General features: G+C 67.6%; 16 protein-coding genes and 3 pseudogenes. 8 read left to right on the forward strand and 11 right to left on the reverse strand.

Annotated features, from left to right (window positions below):
• Positions 1-3 precede the first annotated feature (3 nt).
• Positions 4-336 (forward strand): DnaJ family domain-containing protein, encoded by a 333-nt coding sequence (locus CLG85_RS04630; RefSeq protein WP_095883315.1) that lies wholly within the window; start codon positions 4-6, stop codon positions 334-336.
• Here CLG85_RS04630 and CLG85_RS04635 read toward each other — a convergent pair.
• The 5 genes and pseudogenes from CLG85_RS04635 to CLG85_RS04655 all read right to left on the reverse strand — a co-directional run bounded on the left by CLG85_RS04635 (position 333) and on the right by CLG85_RS04655 (position 7,410).
• Positions 333-2,171, reverse strand: a complete 1,839-nt coding sequence (locus CLG85_RS04635; protein WP_095883316.1) for a putative bifunctional diguanylate cyclase/phosphodiesterase — start codon at positions 2,169-2,171, stop codon at positions 333-335. The two genes, CLG85_RS04630 and CLG85_RS04635, sit on opposite strands and share 4 nt — an antisense overlap.
• 265 nt (positions 2,172-2,436) lie before the next feature.
• On the reverse strand, positions 2,437-3,771 hold the full coding sequence (locus tag CLG85_RS04640) for a sigma-54-dependent transcriptional regulator (protein WP_095883317.1): 1,335 nt from the start codon (positions 3,769-3,771) through the stop codon (positions 2,437-2,439).
• A 72-nt stretch (positions 3,772-3,843) separates the two neighbouring features.
• Positions 3,844-5,608, reverse strand: a pseudogene (locus CLG85_RS04645) (sensor histidine kinase).
• Between the two features lie 46 nt (positions 5,609-5,654).
• Positions 5,655-6,323, reverse strand: a complete 669-nt coding sequence (gene purQ / locus CLG85_RS04650; RefSeq protein ID WP_095883319.1) for a phosphoribosylformylglycinamidine synthase subunit PurQ — start codon at positions 6,321-6,323, stop codon at positions 5,655-5,657.
• Between the two features lie 48 nt (positions 6,324-6,371).
• Positions 6,372-7,410 (reverse strand): annotated as a pseudogene (locus CLG85_RS04655) (zinc-binding dehydrogenase).
• A 290-nt stretch (positions 7,411-7,700) separates the two neighbouring features.
• On the opposite strand from CLG85_RS04655, the gene CLG85_RS04660 reads away from it, so the two are divergent.
• From CLG85_RS04660 to CLG85_RS04680, 5 genes and pseudogenes are all read left to right on the forward strand, one after another.
• Positions 7,701-8,660 (forward strand): homoserine O-succinyltransferase, encoded by a 960-nt coding sequence (locus tag CLG85_RS04660; protein ID WP_095883713.1) that lies wholly within the window; start codon positions 7,701-7,703, stop codon positions 8,658-8,660.
• A 3-nt stretch (positions 8,661-8,663) separates the two neighbouring features.
• Positions 8,664-9,608 carry an alpha/beta fold hydrolase gene (locus tag CLG85_RS04665; protein WP_260348504.1) on the forward strand — a complete coding sequence of 315 codons (945 nt, stop codon included), beginning with the start codon at positions 8,664-8,666 and terminating at the stop codon, positions 9,606-9,608.
• 54 nt (positions 9,609-9,662) lie between these two features.
• Positions 9,663-10,533: pseudogene (ppk2, locus tag CLG85_RS04670) on the forward strand (polyphosphate kinase 2).
• The gene (locus tag CLG85_RS04675) at positions 10,526-11,143 is read left to right on the forward strand and encodes a TetR/AcrR family transcriptional regulator (protein ID WP_095883695.1); all 618 of its coding nucleotides are present in this window, start codon (positions 10,526-10,528) and stop codon (positions 11,141-11,143) included. Before ppk2 ends, CLG85_RS04675 begins: the two are co-directional and overlap by 8 nt.
• 87 nt (positions 11,144-11,230) lie before the next feature.
• Entirely contained in the window at positions 11,231-12,094 is an 864-nt protein-coding gene (locus CLG85_RS04680; RefSeq protein ID WP_095883696.1) for a sulfotransferase family protein, read from the forward strand.
• Here CLG85_RS04680 and CLG85_RS04685 read toward each other — a convergent pair.
• The 4 genes from CLG85_RS04685 to CLG85_RS04700 form a co-directional block, all read right to left on the reverse strand.
• Positions 12,081-13,115: a glycosyltransferase family 2 protein gene (locus CLG85_RS04685; protein WP_095883697.1), complete on the reverse strand. Its 1,035-nt coding sequence runs from the start codon at positions 13,113-13,115 to the stop codon at positions 12,081-12,083. The two genes, CLG85_RS04680 and CLG85_RS04685, sit on opposite strands and share 14 nt — an antisense overlap.
• Before the next feature lie 172 nt (positions 13,116-13,287).
• Positions 13,288-13,776 carry a 30S ribosomal protein S9 gene (gene rpsI, locus CLG85_RS04690; RefSeq protein WP_095883698.1) on the reverse strand — a complete coding sequence of 163 codons (489 nt, stop codon included), beginning with the start codon at positions 13,774-13,776 and terminating at the stop codon, positions 13,288-13,290.
• A gap of 2 nt (positions 13,777-13,778) precedes the next feature.
• Positions 13,779-14,237, reverse strand: coding sequence for a 50S ribosomal protein L13 (gene rplM, locus CLG85_RS04695; RefSeq protein WP_108965864.1), 459 nt, complete (start codon positions 14,235-14,237; stop codon positions 13,779-13,781).
• A 190-nt stretch (positions 14,238-14,427) separates the two neighbouring features.
• The gene (locus CLG85_RS04700) at positions 14,428-15,855 is read right to left on the reverse strand and encodes an aminotransferase-like domain-containing protein (RefSeq protein ID WP_260348505.1); all 1,428 of its coding nucleotides are present in this window, start codon (positions 15,853-15,855) and stop codon (positions 14,428-14,430) included.
• 70 nt (positions 15,856-15,925) lie between these two features.
• Here CLG85_RS04700 and CLG85_RS04705 point away from each other — a divergent pair, with 70 nt between their 5' ends.
• Positions 15,926-16,153, forward strand: a complete 228-nt coding sequence (locus CLG85_RS04705) for a DUF1127 domain-containing protein (protein ID WP_224846911.1) — start codon at positions 15,926-15,928, stop codon at positions 16,151-16,153.
• A gap of 198 nt (positions 16,154-16,351) precedes the next feature.
• Here CLG85_RS04705 and aroB read toward each other — a convergent pair whose 3' ends face one another.
• Together aroB and CLG85_RS04715 are read right to left on the reverse strand one after the other, a co-directional pair.
• Positions 16,352-17,482, reverse strand: coding sequence for a 3-dehydroquinate synthase (gene aroB, locus CLG85_RS04710; protein WP_095884079.1), 1,131 nt, complete (start codon positions 17,480-17,482; stop codon positions 16,352-16,354).
• Positions 17,482-18,051, reverse strand: coding sequence for a shikimate kinase (locus CLG85_RS04715; protein WP_095884080.1), 570 nt, complete (start codon positions 18,049-18,051; stop codon positions 17,482-17,484). The genes aroB and CLG85_RS04715 overlap by 1 nt, the downstream gene beginning before the upstream one ends.
• A gap of 94 nt (positions 18,052-18,145) precedes the next feature.
• On the opposite strand from CLG85_RS04715, the gene CLG85_RS04720 reads away from it, so the two are divergent.
• Positions 18,146-18,295 carry a hypothetical protein gene (locus tag CLG85_RS04720; RefSeq protein ID WP_176476714.1) on the forward strand — a complete coding sequence of 50 codons (150 nt, stop codon included), beginning with the start codon at positions 18,146-18,148 and terminating at the stop codon, positions 18,293-18,295.
• Positions 18,296-18,419: the final 124 nt, after the last annotated feature.

Genomic DNA, 18,419 nt, shown 5'->3' on the forward strand with positions numbered 1-18,419 from the left:
GTCATGTCGTGGCTGAGCCGTCTCACGGAACGCCGGATTCTGAAATCGCTGGCCGAGGGCAAGCTGCAGGGCCTTGAGGGCGAGGGCAGACCCCTCCCTGACCGCAGCGGCGAGGCGCATCTCGATCCGGGCGAGGCCATGGGCTTCCGCATCATGGCAGAAGCCGGTGCCCTGCCCGAGGAGATCGTCCTCAAGAAGCAGGTCGCAGCGCAGCAACTGGTCCTGGCCGGGCTGACCGACATGGACGCGCGCAAAGCAGCCATGGCCAAGCTCGCCGATCTGCAGATGAAGCACTCCATGGCCGAGGAGGCCCGGCGCCGGTTCCTGCGCGACTAGCCTTCGTCCGGAGCCCAGTCCCCGATCGGATAGATCAACGGTGCCTCCGCCAGCGCTTCGCCGCAGAGCGGGGCCGAGATAAGGTGTCCCTGCCCCGCGTCGCACCCCATGGCCCTGAGGTAGCTGAGCTGGCCCGGCGTCTCGATCCCCTCGGCCACCACGCGGAAGCCGAAGCGCCGCGCCATGCCGAGGATCGCCTCGACCACGGCACGGTCGCGGGGGCGCGCACTGAGTCCCTGCACGAACTGACGGTCGATCTTCAGCATGTCGATCGGCCAGGCGCCGAGATGGCGCAGGCTGCCGTAGCCGGTCCCGAAGTCGTCGAGCGCGATCTTTGCCCCGCAGGCCCGCAGCTCGCGCAAGGTCTCGAAGACGCGCCCTCCCGTCTCTCCCAGCATCACCGTCTCGGGAACCTCGATCACGATCGCCTGCCAAGGCAGCCCGAGGTCCGAAAGCAGCGTTCCGAAGTCCCGGGTGAACTGAGGGTTGTGCAGGTCGAATCCGGTGACATTGATCCCGACGCGCAGGGGCGCACCGGCGACCGCCGCGCGCACCGGCAGCCCGCGCAGCACCTCCGTGGCCTGCACGATCATGCGGCGGGTCAGTTGCTCGGCCAGCACCGGGTTCTCGAAGATCGGGTAAAACAGCTCGGGGCCGATGATCTCGCCATCCTCGCCGCGCCAGCGGGCCAGCACCTCGTAGCCGGTGCATTGCCCGGTGGCGAGGTCCACCACCGGGTGGAACACCGGCTGGATTTCTCCCGCCGCCAGCGCCTCCGCGAAATTCCGCATGAGCTCGCGCAGGCTGAAGCGCAGGTGGCGATGCGGATCGAAGATCACCCCCGCGCCGCGCCCTGCCTCCTTGGCCGCGTAGAGCGCCGTATCGGCCTGTTCAAACAGCGTCTCGTAATTCTCGCCGTGGCGCGGGTAGAACGCAGCGCCCATGCTGATCCCGCCCAGCTCGGGCTTGCCCATGGTCTCAGCCAGGCGGGCGCTCGCCGCGCTGCAGGCCCGCATCACCTGCAGCAGCGCCGGTTCCGCCTCCGCAGGCAGGCGCAGCAACAGCGCGAATTCATCTCCGCCGATCCGTCCGAGCCGGGCATCCAGCGGGACGCTGCCCTGCAGAGCCGCGGCGATGGCGCGCAGGTAGACGTCGCCGAACTGGTGACCGTGCAGGTCGTTGATCTGCTTGAAGCTGTCCACGTCCATGAGCACCAGTGCATGCGGCCCGCGCCCCGCGCCCAGTATTTCGCGCGCATGCGTCCGAAACGCATCGGCATTGTCGAGCCCGGTGAGCGCGTCCTTCCGCACCCGCCGCTGCAGCTCCGCCGCCTGCCGCCCGAGCGCCGCCATATCCTGCGCCATCGCGATCTTTCCGCGGCGCTCGACGAGCAGCGCCGCGAGCATGGCGATGAAATGCCGCGAGGCCTTCTCCGCAGCGGCGATGCTGACCGCCTCGGCGTCGAAGCCGAGCACGATGGTTCCCAGCGGCAGCGCCGGCTGCGCGCTGCGGCCACCACCGATCCGCTCAATCAGGAAGCGCAGGCGCCGGCCATCCACGGTGGCTTCAATGGACTGCCTGCGCAGGCCTGACGCCAGGGCCCCGGGGCGATTGTCCACAAGGCTGCGCAAGCTCTCGGCAACCGGTCCATCGAGCGGCGCCGCCATGCGCACTGCGCGCGGCCCAACGACTTCGGGTGGCAGGTCCACAAGGCAAGCGACCGCCCCGGTAAGTGGCAGGGCCGCGGCGCCGATCCGGTCAAGAAAGGCGTCAAGTTCCGAAACCGGCAGGTCGTCGCGGCCAAAGGTGCCCTGGTCCGGAAGATCGCTTATCATGGAGCGGGCCCCTCCGTTCGCGTGAAATCATCAGTCGAAAACACGGGGCGTGCGGATGCAGGCACCCCAATACAATTCCCGGCACGCGCGCAGGCCCGCCGGTTCCATCAAGGTTTATGGAAAAACTTAAGGAGTTGTTAATAAGCGCCCCGCGCGCGAAGATATGCGCGGCGCCTCCGCGCACCGCCCGCAAAGCCAAACGCCGCCCGGCTCCCGGGCGGCGTCGATCCTTGGCACCAGGGGCACCGCTGTGCGTGTGTGGCGCTCAGAGGTAGTCCGAGCGCTGCAGCCCATACTTGGCCATCTTCTCGTTCAGCGTCCGGCGCGGCAGGCAGAGTTCGTCCATCACCGAAGAGATCGAACCCTTGTGACGGCGCATGGTGTTGTCGATCAGCATCCGCTCGAAGGCTTCCACGTATTCTTTGAGCGGCTTACCCTCGGTGGTCATCACCGGCTGCATGTCCTCGTGGTCGTTCATCAGCAGCGAGGCGATGGTGCCCGTACCACGGCGCGACTGCAGCACCGCGCGCTCGGCAAGGTTGATGAGCTGGCGCACGTTGCCCGGCCAGGGCGCCTGAAGCAGCTGCGCCGCCTCCTGTGCCGAGACCTGCGGCGCGTCACAACCGTACTCGTCCGAGAACTGCTCGGAGAAGCGGGTGAACAGCGTCAGGATATCCTCGCCGCGCTGGCGCAGCGGCGGTACGGTGATCTTCAGCGCCGCGAGGCGGTAGTAGAGGTCGGGGCGCAGCGCAGTCTCGCAGGTGCGGCCCTCGTCCTGCAGGTTGCAGATGGCGATGATGCGGGTCTCGGGCGGGGTGCCCTGATCGTTGATCACCGACAGCAGCCGAGCCTGCGAGGCGTCCGACAGGCTTTCGATGTCTTCGAGCACCAGCGTGCCGCCACGCGCTTCCTCGATCGCCGGCAGGCGCGTGTCCTCGGGCTGCATCGGCCCGAAGAGGCGGCGCATCAGCGCATCCTCGTCCATCGCCGCGCAGGAGATCAGCACGAACTTCTTGCCGGCGCGCGAGCCTACCGCGTGCAGCGCGTGGGCGATCAGCGTCTTGCCAGTGCCGGTCTCGCCGTCGATCAGCACGTGGCCGTCGGCCTGCCCGAGATCGAGCACGTCCTCGCGCAGCCGCTCCATGGCCGGGCTCTGGCCGATCAGCTTGCTCATCAGCTGGCCGCCGTCCGAGAGCTCGCGGCGCAGCACCCGGTTGTCGAGCGTCAGGCGGCGCGCGTTGGTGGCCTTCTTCGCCAGCTCCGACATGCGGTCGGGGTTGAAGGGCTTCTCGAGGAAGTCATAGGCCCCAATGCGCATCGCCTCGACCGCCATGGGCACGTCGCCGTGGCCGGTGATCATGATGACGGGCAGCGCAGAATCGTTGCCCATCAGCTTGCGCAGGAACTGGATGCCATCCATGCCGGGCATGCGGATGTCCGAGATCACGATGCCCGGGTAGTCCGCGCCGACAGCGCCGAGCGCCTCTTCGGCGCTGGAGTAGGTCTCGGTGTCATAGCCAGACAGGGCCAGCCATTGGCTGATCGACTGGCGCATGTCCTTTTCATCGTCGACGATGGCGATCTTCATGGCTTTGGTCATTCGGTCTGGTCGCCTTTTGTTGTGGTCTTGTCGCGCATCTGGCGCGGAATCTTACTCGTCATCGCCCGCGGCTCACTCTGCCGCGGCGGGGCTTTCATTCAAGATAGGCAGTTGCATCTCGAAAACAGCCCCCCCCTTCGGTTCCATTCCGTGCCGTGAGCCGCCCGCCCAGGTCGGTGACGATCCCGGAGGAGATCGCGAGGCCGAGGCCGGTGCCGTCGCCGGGCTGCTTGGTGGTGTAAAAGGGCTCGAACAGCGCATCGAGATCCTCGATGCCGTGGCCGTTGTCGCGCACGCTGAGCGTCGCCGTCTCGCCGCTGGCGAGGATAATCTCGATCTCGGGGTTGGCGACGGACTTGGTGGCGTCGATGGCGTTGCGCAGCAGGTTCACCAGAACCTGCTCGATGCGCATCCGGTCGCCCATCACCATCACCGGCAGGTCGGGCAGGATCTTGGAGATCCGCACCCGCCGCGCCTTCAGTTGCGGCTCCATCATCGACAACGACGACGCCAGCGCCTCGGCCATGTCGACCGGCACGAAATTGGCCTGCCCCTTGCGGGCGTAGCTCTTGAGCTGGCGAGTGATCGCCCCCATCCGCTCGATCAGGTCGTCGATGCGGGAGAAGGCGGTCATCGCCTCTTCGGGGCGGTTGCGCTTGAGCAGCAGCCGCGCGCCGGCGAGGTAGGTCTTCATCGCCGCCAGCGGCTGGTTCAGCTCGTGGCTGACCGCGGCCGACATCTCGCCGAGCGCTGCCAGCTTCGAGCTCTGCTCCAGCGTCTGCTCGGCGCTGGCCAGATCCTTCTGCACCTTCTCGCGCTCGGCGATCTCGCGCTGCAGCCTTGCGTTCAGTGCGCGCAGCTCGACGCTTTCGCGCTGGAAGAGGGCCATGCGCAGCGCGGTCTTGCGCGACAGCGCGTAGAAGGCCAGCGCGGTCAGCAGGGCAAAGGCCATGATCTCGAGCGCCAGTACCGCGTTCACCTTCTCGCGCACCGAGGCATAGGTGGTGAAGGTCGCCATGGTCCATCCGCGGAAGGGGATGCGCCCGTCGATCCGCATCACCGCCTCGCCGCGCAGGTAGGCATCAGCGGGCAGCGCGGTCCAGTCGGCGGTGGCCTTGATGGCGCGTTCGATGGCGTTCTCGGCGGGCTGCTTGGCCAGCGCCTCGTCCATGGTCAGCCCGCGCCAGCGCGGTTCGGTGGCAAGGATGATCCGCCCCTCTGAGTCGAGCACGGCAACGGCATCGGTGATCCCCGCCCAGGCGCGTTCGAACTTGGCCAGATCGACTTCGACCATGATCACGCCGATGGCCGAGTTCTGGCTCTCCATCCGGCGCGAGTAGGTGAAGGCATAGCCGCCCGCCTCGCGCTCCTGCACGGTGAAGACGGTGGTATTGGCGCGCAGCGCGTCGATGTAATAGGCCTCGGAGCGGTGGTTGGAGCCGAGCCGGTTGCGGTCGGTGGCCGCCACGGTGCGCCCGTCCCGGTCGAGCAGCATCAGCGAGGCGGCGCCGATCTCGTCGACATAGGAAATCAGCCGCTGCGTCGACTGGCTGAAGTCGCCCGAGTTCAGCGCCCCGATCAGCGCCGGATCGCGCGCCAGAAGCTGCGGCACGATGGCGTTGCGGCGCAGCTCGGAAAGGATGTTGCCGGAATAGAGCGCCAGCCGCAGCTCGGCGCGGTTGCGCGTCGAGGCTGTGGAGCGGTCGGTCAGCAGGACGTTGGTGATCCACACCGTGCTGACCGCGAGCACCAGCAAAATGATAAGCGCCGCCCGCACCCGCCAACTCAGCGGGCCCGAACGCCGTCTGTCTATCTTGTCACGCGTGGTCTCCGACATGGCGCCCAACTTACGCTGCGCGCCGGGCCGGCTCAAGCGGTGCCGGTCAAGCCTCGGCGAGCGCCGCCGTCAGATTGGCGAAAAGACGCGCACCGTCCTCGTTGCCCTGCGCCGGATCGCAGGCCCGCTCCGGGTGCGGCATCATCCCGAGAACACGGCGGTTTTCCGAGAGGATCCCGGCGATGTCGCGGTCCGCGCCATTGGGGTTGTCGGTGTAGCGGAAGGCCACGCGGCCCTCGCCTTCGAGCATGTCGAGCGTCGCCGCGTCGGCGGTGTAATTGCCATCATGGTGCGCGATCGGAATACCGATCTTCTCACCCGTCTCGTAGCCGCGGGTGAAGACCGACTGGCTCTCGGCCACTTCCAGCCCCACCGTACGGCAGATGTACTTGAGGTTCGCGTTGCGCAGCAGCGCCCCCGGCAGCAGCCCGGTTTCGGTGAGGATCTGGAAGCCGTTGCAGACGCCGAAGACGTAGCCGCCGCGCTCGGCATGGGCCTTCACGCCCTGGCAGATCGGCGAATTGGCAGCGATGGCGCCGCAGCGCAGGTAGTCGCCGTAGGAGAAGCCGCCCGGCAGGCCGACGATGTCGACGCCCGCGGGCAGCGTGGTGTCCTTGTGCCAGACCATCTCGACCTCGAGCCCGGCCTGTTCGAAGGCCATCTTCAGATCACGATCGCAGTTCGATCCGGGGAAGACGATGACGGCGGCTTTCATGGGCACTCTCCTGAACGGCCTTGCGACGCGCTGCGGCGCCGCCCCGCCTCAGCGGGTGAAATCGGTGATCACGGCCACGCCCGGAGGCGTCGGCCCGTTGAACGCCGCCAGCTCCGCCCCGGCCAAGCTGAGGGGAATCTCGCGCGCGATGAGAGGGCTCATATCCACCTTTCCCCGCGTGATCAATCCAAGCAGCGACGGATAGCGGTGCGAGGGCATGCCGCGGGTGCCATAGAGCGCAAGATTGGCCATGTAGACGGCATTCATGTCCACTTCCTGGATGGCGTGGTGCCCGATCGGCATGCCGACCTGCACGTGCCGCCCCAGCGGACGCAGGCAGCGGATCGAGGCGTTGACCGTCTGCGGGATGCCCAGTGCCTCGACGCTGACATGCGCGCCGCCGCCGGTGATCTTCTTGATGCGCGCCGCGGCATCCTCCTCGGCGGCGTTCACCGCCGCATCCATGCCGAGCGAGAGCGCGTGCTCGAGCTTCTCGGGCACCACGTCGACCACCACCACATGCGCGCCCAGCGCCCGGCCGAGGATCGCCGCCGAAAGCCCGATGCCCCCCCGTGCCATGCACCGCCAGCCACTCGCCGCCCTGCAGCGCCGCGCGCCCGGTGAGCGCGTGCCAGGCGGTGGTCACCCGGCAGCCGAGCCCCGCCGCCAGCGTCGGCGACATGCCCTCGGGCAGCCGCGCGAGGTTGAAATCGCGCGGCACGGCAACGTATTCGGCAAAGGCACCCGGCTCGATGAACCCGGGCAGACGCTGGTCGAAACAGGTGTGCTGCTGCCCTTCGCGGCACTGCGGGCAGGTGCCGCAAGCGAGGATGAACGGCGCCACCAGCTTGTCGCCGACCTGCCATTGCGAGCCGGGCCCGGCTTCGACCACCTCACCGCAATACTCATGCCCCTGGATCTGCCCCGGCTTGACCCGCGGATGCTCGCCCGACCAGCCGTGCCAATCCGAGCGGCAGACGCCGCAGGCCAGCACCTTCAGCACCACTCCGTCGGTGGGGCATTCGGGCATCGGCACCTGCTCGATCGACAGGTCGGTCTTGTATTCTCGCAGCACGGCAGCGCGCATGGTCGCAGGCATCGGGGTCTCCTCCAGAATCTGCGATCACAGAACGACAGACGTTGGGGAAACACAAGGGCCTCGCGCCGGTGCCACGCCCGGGATCCCTCCGGCGGGGATATTTGGGCCTAGAAGACCCCGCGCGCCCTTCTTCTAGGGAAAAGTATCCCGGGGGAGCCCGCGCAGCGGGCGGGGGCGGAGCCCCCTCTTTTCTCTGCAGCGCCCGGCCTCCCCGCCTGCCTCTTGAGCAATTGCCCCTGCGGCGATACATCTGCGCAACTGATAAGAGGACGATTTCCATGCCCATCAAGCTGCCCGAAGACCTCCCCGCCTACGACGTGCTCTCGCGCGAGGGCGTGATGGTCATGTCCGAGGACAGCGCCTCGCGGCAGGATATCCGGCCCCTGCGCATCGCGCTGCTCAATCTCATGCCCAAGAAGATCCAGACCGAGAACCAGTTCGCGCGCCTGATCGGCGCGACGCCGCTGCAGATCGAGCTGTCGCTGATCCGCATGACCGAGCATCAGACCAAGAACACCGCCGCCGAGCACATGGAGGCCTTCTACCGGCCCTTCTCCGAGGTCGAGGCCTCGGGCGAGAAGTTCGACGGGCTGATCATCACCGGTGCGCCGATCGAGCACCTCGAGTTCGCCGACGTCACCTACTGGGACGAGCTGAAACGCGTCTTCGACTGGAGCCAGACCCATGTGCACGCCACCTTCGGGGTTTGCTGGGGCGGCATGGCGATGATCAACTACTTCCACGGGGTGAAGAAGCACATCCTTGATCACAAGGCCTTCGGCTGCGTGCGCCATCAGAACCTCGCGCCCGCCTCGCCCTTCCTGCGCGGCTTCTCGGACGACATGGTGATGCCGGTCTCACGCTGGACCGAGATGCAGCGCGCCGAGATCGAGGCCGCGGGCCTGCCCGTGCTGATCGACTCGCCCGAGACCGGCCCGGCGCTGGTCGAGGACAAGGCGCATCGCGCGCTCTACATCTTCAACCACCTCGAGTATGACAGCACCACGCTCAAGGACGAGTACGACCGCGACGTCGAGGCCGGCAAGCCGATCAACGTGCCGGCCAACTACTACCCGAACGACGATCCCAGCAAGAAGCCGCAGAACCGCTGGCGCAGCCACGCGCATCTGCTCTTCACCAACTGGATCTCGGAAATCTACATGACCACCCCCTTCGACGTCTCCCGCATCGGCAGCGAGTCGACCGACTGGCGCGCCGCCAAGAAGCTCGAGGCCTGAGCCATGTGGCAGGCGCTGCTGCCCGCCTTCGCGCTGGTGCTGGCGGGTTGCGGGCTCACCGGCAGCAAGGCCGCTCGGGAAGAGGCCGCCGCCGAGGCGGCCTTCCCGCCCGAGGGCCGTTTTCTGCAAGTGGACGGTCGCCGCGTGCATTACGTCGAGGCCGGCAGCGGCCCGGCGCTGGTGCTGATCCACGGCGCCAGCGGCAACCTGCGGGACTGGACCTTTGACGCCGTCTCCCGGCTGAGCCCCGACTACCGCGTTATCGCCTTCGACCGTCCGGGGCTCGGCTACACCGAGGCCGAGGCGGATGGCGACAGCATCTTCGAGCAGGCCGCGCTGCTCTCGGCCGCCGCCACGCAGCTCGGCGCGACGCGCCCCATCGTGCTTGGCCAGTCCTACGGCGGCGCGGTGGCGCTGGCCTGGGCGGCGAACCACCCCGAGCGGGTCTCGGCGCTGGTGCTGCTGGGCGCCGCCTCGCAGCCCTGGGCGGGCGGGCTGCCCTTCTTCTACAAGCTGACCGCCGGGCCGCTTGCGCCGCTGGCCAATCCCGCCATCGCCGCCTTCGCCCCCGATGCGAGGGTGCAGGAGGCGATCACCGAGGTCTTCGCTCCCAACCCGGTGCCCGCGGGCTATGCCGCACATATCGGCGCGCCGCTGACCCTGCGCCGCGAGAGCCTCGACGCCAATGCCCGCCAGCGCGCCAGCCTGAAGGCCGAGATCCGCGCCCTCGCCCCGCGCTACCCGGCGCTCGACCTGCCGGTGGAACTGATCCACGGCGAGGCCGACACCACCGTGGGGCTGCAGATCCACTCGGTGCCCACGGCGGCGCAGATCCCCGGCGCCAGGCTCACCGCCCTGCCCGGCGTCGGTCACATGCCGCAGCACGTCAGCCCCGCACAGATGGACGCCGCCATCGCCCGGGCCGCCACGCGCGCGGGTTTGCGCTAGGCGCGCCGAGGCGTCATATTGACCGTGAGATTTCAACACGAAGGACCCAAGCCCGTGTCCAAGCCCTTCGACGGCGCGATCAGCGCCTATTTCGAGAAGAAGGCCCCCAAGGAAATCCGCGAGGCCATCCGCCGCGCCGACAAGGATGACATCCTCTCGGCCAGCTACCCCTATTCCGAGGAGATGAAGGGCAAGGCCTACGACAAGCAGATGGCGGCGCTGCAGATCGAGCTGATGAAGCTGCAGCGCCACGTGAAAGAAAGCGGCGAGCGCGTTGCCATCCTCTTCGAAGGGCGCGACGCCGCCGGCAAGGGGGGGCACGATCAAGCGCTTCCGCGAGAACCTCAACCCGCGCGGCGCGCGGGTGGTGGCGCTCTCCAAGCCCTCGGACACCGAGGCGACGCAATGGTACCTGCAGCGCTACATCGACCATTTGCCCGCGGGCGGCGAGATCGTCTTCTTCGACCGCAGCTGGTACAATCGCGGCGTTGTGGAAAAAGTCTTCAACTTCTGCACCGAGGCTCAACGCGAGCATTTCTTCGCCCAGGTGCCCGACTTCGAGAAGATGCTGGTCGAGGAGGGCATCAAACTCTTCAAGCTCTGGCTCAACGTCGGCCGGGCCGAGCAGCTGCGCCGCTTCCTCGAGCGCGAGAAGGATCCGCTCAAACAGTGGAAGCTCTCGTCGATCGACGTCGAGGGGCTGAAGCTCTGGGACGAGTACGGCGCGGCGATCCGCGAAACGCTGTCGCGCACGCACAGCGCCGCGGCGCCTTGGACGGTGATCCGCTCGGACGACAAGAAGCGCGCCCGCCTCGCCGCGATCCGCCACGTGCTGACCCATCTCGACTATGACAACAAGGACGAGGCCGCCGTCGGCGTGCCGGACCCCAAGATCGCCGGAGGTCCCGAAGTCTGGGATGGCTAAACGCGGCTACCACCACGGCAATCTCCGCCAGGCGCTGGTCGAGGCGGCGCTGGAACTGATCGAGGAAAAGGGCCCCACGGGCTTCACCCTCTCGGAGGCGGCGAAACGCGCGGGGGTGACCCCCGCCGCGGTCTACCGGCATTTCTCGGGACGCGAGGATCTCATCGCCGAGGCGGCGCGGCAGGGCTACGAGATTTTCGGCGACCTGATGCAATACGCCTATGACAGCGGCCAGCCCTCGGCGCTGGCGGCCTTCGAGGCGACGGGCCGCGCCTATCTCGCCTTCGCCCGCCGCTACCCCGGCCATTACATCGCCATGTTCGAAAGCGGCGTTTCGGTGAACCACTCGCCCGAGTTGGCCGCGGCCTCGCGCCACGCCCGCGGCGTGCTGGAAAAGGCAGCGTCGGATCTGTCGCAGCACATCCCGCCGGAAAAGCGCCCGCCCGCCTCGATGTTCTCGGCCCACATCTGGGCGATGAGCCACGGCGTGGTCGAGCTTTTCGCGCGCAACTCGCCCGGCACCCAGTCGCCCTTCCCGGCGGACGAGCTGCTGGAATCGGGCATCGGCATCTACCTGCGCGGCCTCGGCCTCATCCCTCCCGACGCCTGAGCCGTCTTCCAGGCAGAAATACCCCGGGGGAACCGCGCTGTGCGCGGCGGGGGCAGGAGCTCCCCACCCCGCCTCAAGGACCGCAACATGACCCAAAAGACCTTCTTCCTCGGCCTCGGCGGCCAGAAATGCGGCTCGACCTGGATCCAGGCCTATCTGAACCGGCAGGAGGGCAGCGACTTCGGCCGCCTCGGCGAGTACCAGGTCTGGGAGCACACGCTCGGCGGCGTCTTCGCCCGCTACAAGGTGCCCATGCCGCCGATGAAGGAGCGGCTGCGGGCGCGGCTGAAGACCGCCGTGAATGCCGACGAGCCCGCGCAGCACCTGCGCTGGCGCCTGCAGTCCGACCCCGACGCCTATTTCGACTATTTCGCCGGGCTGCTTGCCCGCCCCGGCATTGTACGGACCGGCGACATCACCCCCTCCTACGCCGCGCTGCCGCCAGAGACGCTGGCGCGCATCCGGGATGGCTTCGCCAAGCGCGGCATCGCGGTGAAGGCGATCTTCTCGATGCGCGACCCGGTGGACCGGCTGCGCTCGCACATGCGCATGGAGATGGCCAAGGACCGGCTCGCGGCGGAAGAGAGCAACGCCGCACCGCTGCGCGCCTTCTACGCCACCGCGGAGGCCGAGGCACGCAGCCGCTATGAGCTGACCATCGCCGCGATCGAGCGGGTGTTTGCCCCCGACGATCGCTTCCTCTGCCTCTTCGAGGACCTCTTCACCGCCGAGGGGATTGCCGCTCTGTCGGATTTCGCGCAGGTCCCGTGCGATCCCACGCAGGGCGGACAGGCGGTCAATGCCCGGGCAAAGGGCTCCGGAAGCCTGCCCGAGGCCTTGCTGGCCGAGATTGCCGCGCATTACCGTCCCGCCTATGAGGCCGCCGCCGAGCGCCTGCCGCAAGTGCGCACGCTCTGGCCCTCGGCCCCCTACGCGCTCACCAGCGCATGAGGCCAAGCTCGATGAGCTGCTCCGGCCCCTCGTAGCGCCGGGACTGCTCGTCGAGAAAGCCGTTCTCCACGCCGCCCATCTTCTGCAGCAGCTCGGCGTAATAGCGGTACTTGGCGGCGCCATTGGCATGCGCACCCCAGGAGATCGCCCGGTCGATCTTCGCCGCGAATTCAGACGTATAGACGAAATGCGCCAACGTCAGCAGTACCGTCTGCGAGGGCGGCTGGTTGGCGTTATGCGTGTCGATGAGCCGGCTGTCGCGGCTGCGCAGGACCATGGGTGTCTTGTGCCGCGCGGCCTTCTGGAAGCTCTGCGCCTTGCGCACCCGCGAGGGCATGTAGATCCGGTGCCAGCCGCGCCGCTCGACCTTGGGCTTGATAGCGTAGCGCCCGAAGAGCCGGGCGGTCTTGCTCTCGCCGACAAGCTCCGCGCCTTCGGCCGAGAGCTCGACCAGCCGCTCTGCCTGGAAATAGGGGTAAGCCGCCAGCAACGCTTCGAAGCTCTCCGGCAGCGGGCCGGACAGCCCCGCGACCGAGGCCGGGAAGAACTCCACCACCGAGGCGACCGCCGCCGCCGCGCCCTCTGCCTCCAGCCGCGCGGCGATCTCCTGCAGCGAGGTAACGCCCGGCGGCAGGAAAAGGAACTCGTCGGCGTCGACATAGGTGACGTAGGCGCCGTCGAACCACAGGTGCGGAAGGGCAATCTTGTAGAAGATCCCCGCGCGCTGGCGCTTGGGTTCCTGCCCCTCGAGCTGGATCTCGATCTCCTCGCCATAGGCACGCGTGGTGCGCACCACGCAGCAGTCGGACTGCGCCTCGAGCCACGCCCCCGTGCCATCGTCCGAGCCGTCGTCGATGATCAGGAACTGCTCGGCACCGATGCGGCGGTAATGCTCAAAGAAGGCCGGGCAGAAGGCGAGCTCGTTGCGGAAGGTTGAGAAGATCGTCAGCTTGCCGGGGTCCACCGGGCGCGAGACGCTCTCCACCAGCTCTCCGACGCGATCCATCGTGTATGGCGCCATGCCGGGCCCTCCTTCTGCGCAATGCGTCCGCCCGCCGCCCCTGCCGGGCCCGCGCGCCCCGTCGGGGTAGCGCCAAAGCGCCGGGATCCGCCAGCAAAAACCACGGCGGCGCCCTCGAAAGCAAAAGGCCGCTCCAAGGAGCGGCCTTCGCAAAATCGTATCGAGACGCGGATCAGCGCTTCGAGAACTGGAAGCTGCGGCGCGCCTTGCGCTTACCGAACTTCTTACGCTCGACGACGCGGCTGTCGCGGGTCAGGAAGCCTGCGGCTTTCAGAGCGCTGCGCAGCGACGGATCGTAGAGTTGCAGGGCTTTCGAGATGCCGTGCTTGACTGCACCGGCCTGACCCGAGAGACCGCCGCCCTTGACGGTGGCGTAGACGTCGAACTGGTCTTCCACACCGGCAATGGTGAAGGGCTGACGCAGGATCATCTGCAGCACGGGGCGTGCGAAGTACTTCGACTGCTCCTTGCCGTTCACGACGACCTTGCCGGAGCCCGGCTTGATCCAGACGCGGGCAACCGCGTCCTTCCGCTTGCCGGTCGCGTAGGAACGGCCCAGCTCGTCACGGACGGGCTCGCGCGGGGTTTCAACGACTGCGGGTGCAGCTTCGATGCCGGCTGCGGCGCCGAGCTCTTCCAGGGAGTTGATCTGTTCGGCCATGATTACACCCGGGTGTTTTTCTTGTTCATCGACTTGACGTCCAGCACTTCAGGCGACTGTGCCTCGTGCGGATGCGCCGCGCCTGCGTAGATGCGCAGGTTGGTCAGTTGCTTGCGCGACAGGCGGTTGCCCGGGAGCATGCGCTTGACGGCCTGGAACACGACGCGCTCGGGGTGTGCACCCTCGAGGATCTGGGCCTTGGTGCGGGACTTGATGCCGCCCGGGTGGCCGGTGTGCCAGTAGAAGTTCTCTTCACGCTTCTTGCCGGTCATCTGCACCTTGTCGGCGTTGATGACGATGACATTGTCGCCCATGTCCATGTGCGGGGTGAAGGTGGCCATGTGCTTGCCGCGCAGACGCATGGCGATGATCGAGGCGAGACGGCCGAGAACGACGCCTTCCGCGTCGATCACGATCCACTTCTTCTCGATGTCTGCAGGAGTCGCAGAGAAGGTTTTCATCGTGGGTGCCCTTGAGCTGTTCAAATGGGGCCCGCCTGGGGGGCCCGAATTCCGATGGGCGGGTTATAAGCACGCCGGCGGCACAGTCAAGCACCTTGGTTTCGTATTTATCTCATGATTTCAGCAGCATACAAAAACGGTATCTAAATACCCCAAAGAATTCGACGCCGCGTCGGCCTCCCGCCCCGTTTCACACGAGGATCTGCTCCGGCGGATCGTCCAGAAGCCGCCGCAGCCGCAGAATCGCCTGCTCGAATTCGGCCAGTGGCACCTGTCCGTTCATCCCGATGCGCACCGCGTGCGGGGCAAAGGCGTCGCGCAGGGCAAATTCCTCTGCCGCCCGCACCTGCACGCCCTTGGCCTCGGCCGCCATGCAGAAGGCCGCCGCCCGCCAACCCGGCGGCAGGCGCAGCCAGACGAAGGGCGCCTCCTCGCTCCAGCGCAGCTCGTGGCCGCCGAGGAAATTGACGGTGCTGCGCACGTAAAGCGCGTTGCGCTCGCGCACCGCGCGGACAATCTGCCTCGTCTCCTGCCGCGACAACAGGTCGGCCACGAGGTCCGCCAGCGGCAGCGCCAGCCCGAAAAAGCCATATTCCGCCGCCCGCCGCAGGTCGGCCCGCCGGGCGCGCGGGGCGATGGCAAAGCCCACCCGAAGTCCCGGCGTCAGGGTCTTGGAGATCGAGGAGACGAACCAGCCCTGTTCGGGCAGCATCGCCCGGTAGGTCTCGCAGCGCGCCTGACCAAGAAAGGTGCTGTCGTCCTCGAGGATGTGCAGCCCGCAGCTGCGCGCCACCTGGGCGATCTCGCGCCGCCGCTCGGGCGGGGTGACGATGGTGGTGGGGTTGTGCAATTCCGGCGAGGTGCAGAGGAGCTGCGCCTCGTGCTTGCGCGCCAGGTCGCGCAGCGCGTCGGGGCGGATCCCCTGCTCATCCATCGGCACCGGCACCGGCTCGGCCCGCAGCAGCTCGGCAGCGCGGCGGAAGCCCGGGTAGCAGAGCTCCTCGACCAGAACCACCGGCCGGCGCCCGCGCAGCACCGCCTGCATGACCAGCGAAATGCCGTTCTGCGCGCCGTGGCTCAGCACCAGATCCTCGTGGTGCACCTGCCCCAGCGGCACGTCCGACAGCCAGTCCAGCGCCGCCTGCCGGGCCGGGGCAAAGGCGCGGCTGGTCGGGTAGTCCATCAGCCCCGGCGCCGGGCGGGCGGCAATGCGCGCCAGCGCCTCGCGCACCAGCGAGACCTGCCCCAGGTCGGGAATGCGCCCGGTGAAGAGGCTGACCATGCGATCACCGGACTCGGTGACCTCGCGCGGGAGCGGCTCGAGCAGCAGCGGCGCGGCCTTCTTCACCTCGCCCTGTACGAAGGTGCCGCGACCAACCTCGGCCACGAGCGCGCCCTCGTCGGTGAGCAGCGTGTAGGCCCGCGCCACCGTGCCCGGGGTCATCCCGAGCCGCCATCCCAGGTCGCGCACCGGCGGCAACCGCGTGCCCGGAGGCAGGCTCCCCTGCGTCATGCCTTCCCGCAAAGCACTTGCGAGAACACGATATTTCGGACCGGATGCCTGATTTTCGAACAGCTCGAAAATTGTATCGGTGACAATGTTTTGCTCGACGCTCATCTTGGCACAATGTATCAATCTCAGCATGAGATCAAGATAATTGTACCGATACAAATCTGGAGACACACCGATGGCACATGCCGCACACGCCCCGCTGATCGCCTATCTCGACGCGCAGAAACCGCTGCCGCCGTTTGCCGCGCTGGCGCTTCGCGTAGCGGTGGTGAGTGCGCAATGGTCCGAGCGTCGCCGCACCCGTCTTGCGCTGACCGACCTCGACGACCGCCTGCTGCGCGACGTCGGCCTCGAACGGAGCGCCGCCCTGCGGGAGGCGCGCCGCATGTTCTGGCAGGGCTGATCCCCGGACCTGACGGAACCTCTTCCCCTGGGCGCGAGGCATTCCCTCGCGCCTTTTTTTCATGTCCGCCCCTGCCCCGCGCCGCGCCCAGGGCACTGCCGGACCGGCGTATTTTGAAAGAGAAGAAGCCCGAAGATCGTCGCGGACCTTCGGGCTTCTTCTCTTTTCAAGTACGCCTCAAGGGCGCGGCCGCACCGCTCAGCGCTTGGCCAGAGCCTCGCGCAGCAGCGCCAGAACCGCCTCGCGCGGCACATCGGCGGTGACGAAGGCGCGGCCGATGCCGTGGGCGAGGATGAAGCGGATGGCACCGTCGAGCACCTTCTTGTCCTGCCCCATCAGATCGTAGAACACCTCGGCAGAGGGCAGATCGCCGGGAATCTCCGCAAGATCGCGCTTCATGCCCATCTCGGCGAGATGCGCACGCAGCCGCGACGGATCCTCCTGCGGGCAGAGCCCGAGCCGGGCGGAAAGCTCGAAGGCCAGCGCGCAGCCGATCGCCACGCCCTCGCCATGCAGAAGCCGGTCCGAGTAGCCCGTCGCCGCCTCGAGCGCGTGGCAGAAGGTATGGCCGAGGTTGAGCAGCGCCCGGTCGCCCTGCTCGGTCTCGTCGCGCACCACGATCTCGGCCTTCATCTCGACCGAGCGGGTCACCGCATGGGCCAGCGCCGCAGGACGGCGGGCCAGGAGATCCCCGGCGCCCGCCTCGAGCCAGGTGAAGAACTTCGCGTCGCCCAGCAGACCGTATTTCACCACCTCGCCGTAGCCCGCGAGGAAGTCGCGCGGGGTCAGCGTCTGCAGCACGTCGATGTCGGCCAGCACCAGCGAGGGCTGGTGGAACGCGCCGATGAGGTTCTTGCCCGCGGGCGAGTTGATCCCGGTCTTGCCGCCGACCGAGCTGTCGACCTGGGCCAAGAGCGAAGTCGGGATCTGCACGAAGCGTACGCCGCGGCGCAGGATGGCAGCGGCGAAGCCGACGAGATCGCCGATCACCCCGCCGCCGAGCGCAACCACGATGTCGCGCCGCTCGACCTTTTGCGCCAGCAGCCATTCGGTGACCCGCTCGAGCTGCGCCCAGCACTTGGTGGCCTCGCCCGGGGGCAGCAGCAGCGCCTCGCAGGTGATGCCCGCCGCGGCGAGCCCCGCCTTCAGCGATGACAGATGCGCCGCGGCGACGGTCTCGTCGCTGACCACGACCACCCGCTTGCGGCTGCCCAGCAGCGGCGCAATCTCGGCCCCGGCGCGCGCCAGCAACCCGCTGCCGATACGCACGTCATAGGCGCGCGCGCCAAGATCCACATGCACCGTCCCCGCCTGCATCCCCTCGTTCATCAGCTCTCCTCCAGCACGTCCGGGCGTGTCTTCAACGTCTCGATCACCTTACGCGCCATGGCGTCGATCGACAGGCCCTGCTCCGATTTCACTGCCAGATCCGCCAGCGCGTAGACCGGCACGCGGCGCTCGTAGATCTCGTTCAGCGTGGCCAGCGGATCGGGGGTGCGCAGCAGCGGCCGGGTGTCCTTGTGGCGCACTCGCCCCCAGAGCACCTTGAGATCGGCATCGAGCCAGACGGCGACGCCCTTCTGGGTGATCATGCTGCGGTTGCCCTCGGTCATATAGGCGCCGCCCCCGGTCGAGAGCACCGCCGGGCGGGCGTCGAGCAGTCGCTCGATCACCTGGGTTTCCTTGCGCCGGAAGAAGGCCTCGCCGTCACGGGCGAAGATCTCGGCGATGGTCATGTTGGCCGCCTTCTCGATCTCGGCATCCGAATCGCGAAACGGCACGTTCAGGGCAGAGGCCAAGGCCCGGCCGACCGCCGATTTCCCCGCGCCCATCATGCCCACAAGCACAACTGTCTTTTTCAACTTCGGGTTCAATCCCCTTGTTTCTCGGCCCTGCATCGCCAATTCTGCCTCCTGAGGCCGTGAATGACGTGTCACTGCCAAAAAGGCTAGGTATAAGTGACAAAAAACATGAGGCAGGACTACTGAGCATATGGGACGACTGTTCAAACCCCTTCTGATCCTTCTTCTCCTCGCGGCGATCGCGCTGGTGGCCTACGCCTATGTCGGGCCCTATTTCGGCGCGGACTTCTCGCCGCCCCAGACGGAGATCCGCCAGCCCGTGGAGCTTGATGCGAACTAGGCTACTCTTGGGCGCGCTCGTTTTCGGCGCGCCGACGGCCCTTGCCGCCGAGGCCCCGCTTGCCGCCATCGACTGGCTCAAGCGCGACCCCGGCGTGAGCGCCGGCCCTGCCCCTGCCCGGCAC

Source organism: Alloyangia mangrovi, assembly GCF_002300555.2.
In the GTDB taxonomy this organism is placed as follows: domain Bacteria; phylum Pseudomonadota; class Alphaproteobacteria; order Rhodobacterales; family Rhodobacteraceae; genus Salipiger; species Salipiger mangrovi.